Source organism: Tardiphaga sp., from assembly GCF_025356345.1.
Taxonomy (GTDB): Bacteria; Pseudomonadota; Alphaproteobacteria; order Rhizobiales; family Xanthobacteraceae; genus Tardiphaga.
The window spans coordinates 1-6,343 of record NZ_JANXTC010000073.1; the positions used below are offsets into that span (position 1 = coordinate 1).

Sequence of the window (6,343 nt, forward strand, 5' to 3'; positions counted from 1 at the left end):
CCGAAATCGCGCGTATGGAATGGTATCGCGAAGGCCGCGTGCCGCTGCATACGCTGCGCGCCGATATCGATTATGGCGTGGCGACCGCGTTCACCACGTTCGGCACCTGCGGCGTCAAGGTCTGGATCTTCAAGGGCGAAATCCTTGAGCACGATCCGATGGCCCAGGACAAGCGCATGGCTGAGGGTGACAATTCCCGCCCGCGTCGCGACGCAGCTTGAACGTTTAATTAGAAGGTTTGAGGGCGTAAGCCATGATGCAACCAAAGAAGACCAAGTTTAGGAAGGCGCATAAGGGCCGGATTCACGGCGTTGCGACTTCGGGCGCAACCCTGGCATTCGGTCAGTTCGGCCTGAAGGCGATGGCGCCCGAGCGCCTTACCGCCCGTCAGATCGAGGCTGCCCGTCGCGCGCTGACCCGACACATGAAGCGTGCCGGCCGCGTCTGGATCCGGATTTTCCCGGATCTGCCGGTCTCGAAGAAGCCTGCCGAAGTCCGAATGGGTTCCGGCAAGGGTACGCCGGAACTTTGGGTAGCGCGCGTCAAGCCGGGTCGTGTACTGTTCGAAATCGACGGCGTCACCAGCCAGGTCGCCAAGGAAGCGTTCACGCTGGCCGCCGCGAAGCTGCCGATCAAGACGCGTTTCGTCACGCGCATTGCCGAGTAAGGGTGACATCATGGCCGATTTGAAAACCGCCGATATCCGCGCTATGAGCCCTGATCAGATGGACGACGCCGTCGTCGGTCTGAAGAAGGAGCGTTTCAATCTGCGCTTCCAGCGCGCCACTGGGCAGCTGGAAAACACGACGCGCCTGCGTGAAGCTCGCCGCGACATCGCACGAATCAAGACCATCGCCGCGCAAAAGCGCGACGTGAAGTCGAAGTAAGGGGCCGAACATGCCGAAACGTACTCTGCAGGGCGTGGTCGTCAGCGACAAGCAAGCCAAGACGGTTGTCGTGCGCGTCGATCGCCGCTTTACCCATCCGATCTACAAGAAGACCATCCGCCGCTCCAAGAACTACCATGCCCACGACGAGAACAATGAGTTCAAGCCGGGCGACACGGTGGTGATTGAAGAGAGCAAGCCGATCTCGAAGTTGAAGCGCTGGACGGTTGTCCGGGGTGACCAGAAGAAGACCGCCTAAGCGCGCTTGCGCCCCATCACTACGCGCGACTTTGCGCATTAAAAAGAGGACGAGGTGCATCAATGATTCAGATGCAGACCAACCTCGACGTGGCCGATAATTCAGGCGCACGCCGTGTTATGTGCATCAAGGTTCTTGGAGGTTCCAAGCGCCGGTATGCTACTGTTGGCGACATTATTGTCGTATCTATCAAGGAAGCCATCCCCCGCGGGAAGGTCAAGAAGGGCGATGTCATGAAGGCCGTCGTGGTTCGTGTCCGCAAGGACATTCGCCGCGCTGACGGGTCTGTGATTCGCTTCGACCGCAATGCGGCCGTGCTGATCAACAATCAGTCCGAGCCGATCGGCACCCGTATCTTCGGGCCCGTGCCGCGTGAATTGCGTGCCAAGAACCACATGAAGATCATCTCGCTTGCGCCGGAGGTGCTGTAATGGCTGCCAAGATTCGCAAGGGTGACAAGGTCATCGTGTTGAACGGTCGTGACAAGGGTCGCACCGGCGAGGTGTTCGAGGTGCGTCCGACCGAAGGTAAGGCGCTGGTTCGTGGCGTCAACCTCGTGAAGAAGCATCAGAAGCAGACCCAGGCGCAAGAGGGCGGCATCATCTCGAAAGAGTCGCCGATCCAGCTGTCGAACATTGCCATCGTCGGCAAGGACGGCAAGCCGACCCGCGTGGGTTTCAAGGTTCAGGCGGATGGCACCAAGGTACGGATCGCCAAGCGCTCGGGAGATCAGATCGATGTCTGAGACATACGTTCCGCGTCTGCGCGAACAGTTCGACAAGGAAATCCGCGGCAAGCTCACCGAACAGTTCGGCTATGAGAATGTCATGCAGGTTCCCCGGCTTGACAAGGTCGTGCTCAACATGGGCATCGGCGAAGCCGTAAATGACCGTAAAAAGGCCGATACGGCAGCTGCCGATCTTGCGCTGATTGCCGGTCAGAAGCCCGTCATCACGTTCTCGCGCGTCGCCATCGCCACCTTCAAGCTGCGTGAAAATCAGCCGATCGGTGCCAAGGTGACGCTGCGCAAGATCAAGATGTACGAGTTCATCGACCGCCTGATCAACGTCGCGCTGCCGCGCGTCCGAGATTTCCGTGGCTTGAACCCGAAGAGCTTCGACGGTCGCGGCAATTACTCGTTGGGCATCAAAGAGCACATCATTTTCCCCGAAATCGACTTCGACAAGATGGGGGAGACGTGGGGTATGGACGTCACGGTTTGCACCACGGCGCGAACCGACGACGAAGCCCGCGCGCTGTTGACCGCCTTCAATTTCCCGTTCCGGCAGTGAGAAGCTGACAAGCTTTTCAAACGCGGTAACTTAGGAGCCAAGCATGGCAAAGAAGAGTTCGATCGAGAAGAACAATCGTCGGAAGCTGATGACCAAGAACGCCGCTCCGGCGCGCGCGCGGCTGAAGGCGATCATCGCCGACAAGACCAAGCCGATGGAGGAGCGGTTCGCCGCGACGATGAAGCTGTCCGAGCTTCCGCGTAACTCCTCCGCGGTTCGGATTCGCAACCGTTGCGAAATCACCGGCCGTCCGCGTTCGGTCTATCGTATCAACAAGCTCAGCCGTATCGCGCTGCGTGACCTGGGCTCGAAGGGCCTGGTTCCCGGGCTCGTGAAGTCGAGCTGGTAAGGGGATCGTATCATGTCAACGCACGACCCGATCAGCGATCTCATCACCCGTATCCGTAACGCGCAGATGCGCTCCAAGCCCAAGGTTTCGACCCCGGGCTCGAAGATGCGCGCCAACGTGCTCGAAGTGCTGAAGAACGAAGGCTACATCCGTGGCTACGCCAGCGTCGAGCATTCGAGCGGGCGCAGCGAGCTTGAAGTCGAGCTGAAGTATTTCGATGGCGAACCGGTCATCCGTGAAATCGATCGCGTTTCCAAGCCAGGACGTCGTGTTTACGTCTCGGTGAAGAACCTGCCGCGAGTGAAGAACGGTCTTGGCATTTCGGTTTTGTCGACACCCAAGGGAATTATGGCTGACCACGAGGCGCGTGAAGCGAACGTGGGCGGCGAAGTTCTCTTCACGGTGTTCTGAGGAAGGATTAGCCATGTCACGAGTTGGCAAAAAGCCTGTCACGGTCACCGCGGGCGTTACCGCGACCGTCGAGGGCCAGATCGTCAAGATGAAGGGGCCGAAGGGTCAGCTTCAGTTCATAGTGCACGACGACGTCTCGGTGAAGCTCGACAACGGATCCATCACGGTGGCTCCGCGCGTCGAAACCAACCGCGCTCGCGCGCTTTACGGTACCGCCCGGGCGCAGATTGCGAATCTGCTCGAAGGCGTTACCAAGGGCTTTGAAAAGAAGCTCGACATCACCGGCGTTGGTTATCGTGCCGCGCTGCAGGGCAAGAAGCTGCAGCTCGCGCTCGGCTACAGCCACGATGTCGTTTACGACATCCCGGAGGGGATCTTGATCACGGTGCCGAAGCCGACTGAGATCTTCATCTCCGGAAACGATTCGCAGCGCGTTGGTCAGGTGGCCGCGGAAATCCGCAGCTACCGTCCGCCGGAGCCCTACAAGGGCAAGGGCGTCAGATATTCCGACGAGTTTATCTTCCGCAAGGAAGGCAAGAAGAAGTAACGGAGCCGGTCATGTCGAAACTCAAGATTACGAATGCCCGGCGCAAGCAGCGCGTAAGGCTCTCTCTGCGCAGGACCGCGAATGGTCGTCCGCGGCTGTCGGTCTTCCGCTCGTCGAAGCACATCTACGCCCAGGTCATCGACGATCTGAAGGGCGAGACGCTTGCTTCGGCGTCGTCGCTGGAAAAGGCGATGCGCGAAACCGGCAAGACCGGCGCGGACGTCGATGCGGCGAAGGCCGTCGGCAAGCTGCTGGCGGAACGCGCGGTCAAGAATGGCGTCAAGGAAGTTATCTTCGATCGTGGTGGCTATCTCTACCATGGTCGCGTCAAGGCGCTTGCTGATGCGGCCCGCGAAAGCGGCCTCAGCTTCTAAGCGACGATGCTTTCATTGATTGAACGGACACAGGATTGGGGCGAAAGCCTCTCAAGGATTGGAAAACACCATGGCAGGTGAACGCGAGCGCGGTGGTGGCCACAGGGGTGGCCGGGAAGAGCGCGACAGTGAATTCGTCGACAAGCTCGTCCACATCAACCGGGTGGCCAAGGTCGTCAAGGGTGGCAAGCGCTTCGGCTTTGCTGCGCTGGTCGTCATCGGCGATCAAAAGGGCAGGGTCGGTTTCGGTCACGGCAAGGCCCGTGAAGTTCCCGAAGCGATCCGCAAGGCCACCGAGTCGGCCAAGCGCAATCTGACGCGCGTCGCGTTGCGCGAAGGTCGTACGTTGCACCACGATATCGCTGGTCGCCATGGTGCGGGCCGCGTCTATCTGCGTGCGGCACCAGCCGGTACCGGTATCATCGCCGGCGGCCCGATGCGCGCCGTGTTCGAAAGCCTGGGCGTCCAGGACGTTGTGGCCAAGTCGATCGGTTCGTCGAATCCATACAACATGGTTCGCGCCACGTTTGACGCGCTGAAGCATCAGGATTCGCCGTGTTCGGTCGCCGCGCGCCGCAACATCAAGGTGTCCACCCTGCAGTCGCGCCGCGTCGGCGGTGACGCTGAAGTGGTCGCCGAGTAACAAGGCATGATCCGGAAAAGTGGTTTTCCGGTTTTCCGATAAGATCATGCCTCTTAAAGGCACTTTTGGAGTTACCACGATGGCAACCGCCGCAAAGATGATCAAGGTCGAGCAGATCGGCAGCGCAATCCGCCGCCACCACTCGCAGCGCGCGACCCTGATCGGCATGAAGCTCAATAAGATTGGTCGCGTCACCGAATTGGAAGATACTCCTTCGGTTCGTGGCATGATCGCCAAGGTTCAGCACCTCGTCCGCGTGGTCGAGGATAAGTAAGCTCACGTCACCTCAAGGCAGCCGCGGGTCGGCTGTGCCAGGTGACAACCGTCGTACCTTGGAGGCCGGTTTACCGATTCCTCAGGACGGCGGCTCGACAGAGGGAAGAGAACGATGAAGCTCAGCGATATCGCCGATAACGCCGGCTCCCGCAAAAAGCGGATGCGCGTCGGCCGTGGCATCGGTTCCGGCAAGGGCAAGACGTCCGGCCGCGGCGGCAAGGGCCAGACCGCGCGTTCAGGCGTGCGTATCAAGGGCTTCGAAGGCGGACAGATGCCGTTGCATCGTCGTCTGCCGAAGCGCGGCTTCAACAACATCTTCCGTCTCGACTTCACCGAGATCAACCTGGATCGTCTCCAGGAGGCTGTCACCGCCAAGCTGGTTGATGCCAGCGCCGTGGTCACCGCGGAATCGCTGGTCAAGACCGGCGTCATCCGCCGCGTCAAGGACGGCCTGCGCCTGCTCGGCCGTGGCGAGATCACCGCCAAGCTGAACATCGAGGTCCATGGCGCGTCGAAGACCGCCATCGAGGCGATCGAGAAGGCTGGCGGCACCGTGAAGATCCTCAACCCGAAGCCGAAGAAGGCCGAAGGCGAGGCCGCTTAACATCTGCGTCATCGCCTGCTCGCGCAGGCGACTTGCACGATGCGGCGGTAGAATTTATCAATGCCGAGCACCATTTAATGTCCGGCGTCTGCTGAGTGCCCCGCTTGTCGGGGCACCTTGGCGCGAGGGGCGCGGGAGAAAGACACTATGGCCTCAGCAGCAGAACAGCTTGCCGCCAATCTAAACTTTTCGGCACTCGGCAAGGCCGATGAACTGAAGAAGCGCATCTGGTTCACGCTGGGGGCGCTGCTGGTCTATCGGTTCGGCACCTACATCCCGCTGCCGGGCATCGACCCCGCGGCCTGGGAGGCGGTGTTCAAGTCGCAGGCCGGCGGCATCCTCGGCATGTTCAACATGTTCGCGGGCGGCGGCATCAATCGCATGGCGATTTTTGCGCTCAACATCATGCCGTACATCTCGGCATCGATCATCATCCAGTTGCTCACCACCGTGTCCCCGCAGCTCGAGGCCCTCAAGAAAGAGGGCGAATCCGGCCGCAAGGCGCTCAACCAGTACACCCGTTACCTGACCGTGATCCTGGCCGCTTTCCAGTCCTACGGCATCGCCGTCGGCCTGGAGGGCATGCACAGCAGCTTTGGCAATTCCGCCGTCATCGACCCCGGCCTGTTCTTCCGCGTGTCTTGCGTGGTCTCGCTCGTCGGCGGCACGATGTTTCTCATGTGGCTCGGCGAACAGATCAC

At 60.3% G+C, this 6,343-nt stretch carries 13 protein-coding genes and 2 pseudogenes; all 15 read left to right on the top strand.

What is annotated here, in order from left to right:
• Window positions 1–221, top strand: a pseudogene (locus Q0S16_RS04040) (30S ribosomal protein S3); the annotation flags it as partial.
• A 32-nt stretch (window positions 222–253) separates the two neighbouring features.
• The gene (gene rplP, locus Q0S16_RS04045; protein WP_295845316.1) at window positions 254–667 is read left to right on the top strand and encodes a 50S ribosomal protein L16; all 414 of its coding nucleotides are present in this window, start codon (window positions 254–256) and stop codon (window positions 665–667) included.
• A gap of 10 nt (window positions 668–677) precedes the next feature.
• Window positions 678–887 (top strand): 50S ribosomal protein L29, encoded by a 210-nt coding sequence (gene rpmC, locus Q0S16_RS04050; RefSeq protein WP_295845319.1) that lies wholly within the window; start codon window positions 678–680, stop codon window positions 885–887.
• A gap of 10 nt (window positions 888–897) precedes the next feature.
• A complete protein-coding gene (rpsQ, locus tag Q0S16_RS04055) occupies window positions 898–1,146 on the top strand; it encodes a 30S ribosomal protein S17 (protein ID WP_295845320.1) in 249 nt (82 codons plus the stop codon).
• Window positions 1,147–1,208: 62 nt separating this feature from the next.
• Window positions 1,209–1,577 (top strand): 50S ribosomal protein L14, encoded by a 369-nt coding sequence (gene rplN, locus Q0S16_RS04060; protein WP_295845321.1) that lies wholly within the window; start codon window positions 1,209–1,211, stop codon window positions 1,575–1,577.
• Complete coding sequence (gene rplX / locus Q0S16_RS04065; RefSeq protein WP_295845323.1) at window positions 1,577–1,891, top strand: 50S ribosomal protein L24; 315 nt, start codon at window positions 1,577–1,579, stop codon at window positions 1,889–1,891. The genes rplN and rplX overlap by 1 nt, the downstream gene beginning before the upstream one ends.
• Window positions 1,884–2,438: a 50S ribosomal protein L5 gene (rplE, locus tag Q0S16_RS04070; RefSeq protein WP_295845325.1), complete on the top strand. Its 555-nt coding sequence runs from the start codon at window positions 1,884–1,886 to the stop codon at window positions 2,436–2,438. The genes rplX and rplE overlap by 8 nt, the downstream gene beginning before the upstream one ends.
• A gap of 43 nt (window positions 2,439–2,481) precedes the next feature.
• A complete protein-coding gene (rpsN, locus tag Q0S16_RS04075) occupies window positions 2,482–2,787 on the top strand; it encodes a 30S ribosomal protein S14 (protein WP_295845328.1) in 306 nt (101 codons plus the stop codon).
• 12 nt (window positions 2,788–2,799) lie between these two features.
• The gene (gene rpsH / locus Q0S16_RS04080) at window positions 2,800–3,198 is read left to right on the top strand and encodes a 30S ribosomal protein S8 (RefSeq protein WP_265083158.1); all 399 of its coding nucleotides are present in this window, start codon (window positions 2,800–2,802) and stop codon (window positions 3,196–3,198) included.
• A 13-nt stretch (window positions 3,199–3,211) separates the two neighbouring features.
• Entirely contained in the window at window positions 3,212–3,745 is a 534-nt protein-coding gene (gene rplF / locus Q0S16_RS04085) for a 50S ribosomal protein L6 (RefSeq protein ID WP_295845333.1), read from the top strand.
• Window positions 3,746–3,756: 11 nt separating this feature from the next.
• Entirely contained in the window at window positions 3,757–4,119 is a 363-nt protein-coding gene (gene rplR / locus Q0S16_RS04090) for a 50S ribosomal protein L18 (protein ID WP_295845334.1), read from the top strand.
• Between the two features lie 70 nt (window positions 4,120–4,189).
• Complete coding sequence (rpsE, locus tag Q0S16_RS04095) at window positions 4,190–4,762, top strand: 30S ribosomal protein S5 (protein WP_295845337.1); 573 nt, start codon at window positions 4,190–4,192, stop codon at window positions 4,760–4,762.
• 79 nt (window positions 4,763–4,841) lie between these two features.
• Window positions 4,842–5,036: a 50S ribosomal protein L30 gene (gene rpmD, locus Q0S16_RS04100; protein ID WP_295845342.1), complete on the top strand. Its 195-nt coding sequence runs from the start codon at window positions 4,842–4,844 to the stop codon at window positions 5,034–5,036.
• Between the two features lie 114 nt (window positions 5,037–5,150).
• Window positions 5,151–5,642, top strand: coding sequence for a 50S ribosomal protein L15 (gene rplO, locus Q0S16_RS04105; RefSeq protein WP_295845346.1), 492 nt, complete (start codon window positions 5,151–5,153; stop codon window positions 5,640–5,642).
• 147 nt (window positions 5,643–5,789) lie between these two features.
• A pseudogene (locus tag Q0S16_RS04110) lies at window positions 5,790–6,343 on the top strand (preprotein translocase subunit SecY); the annotation flags it as partial.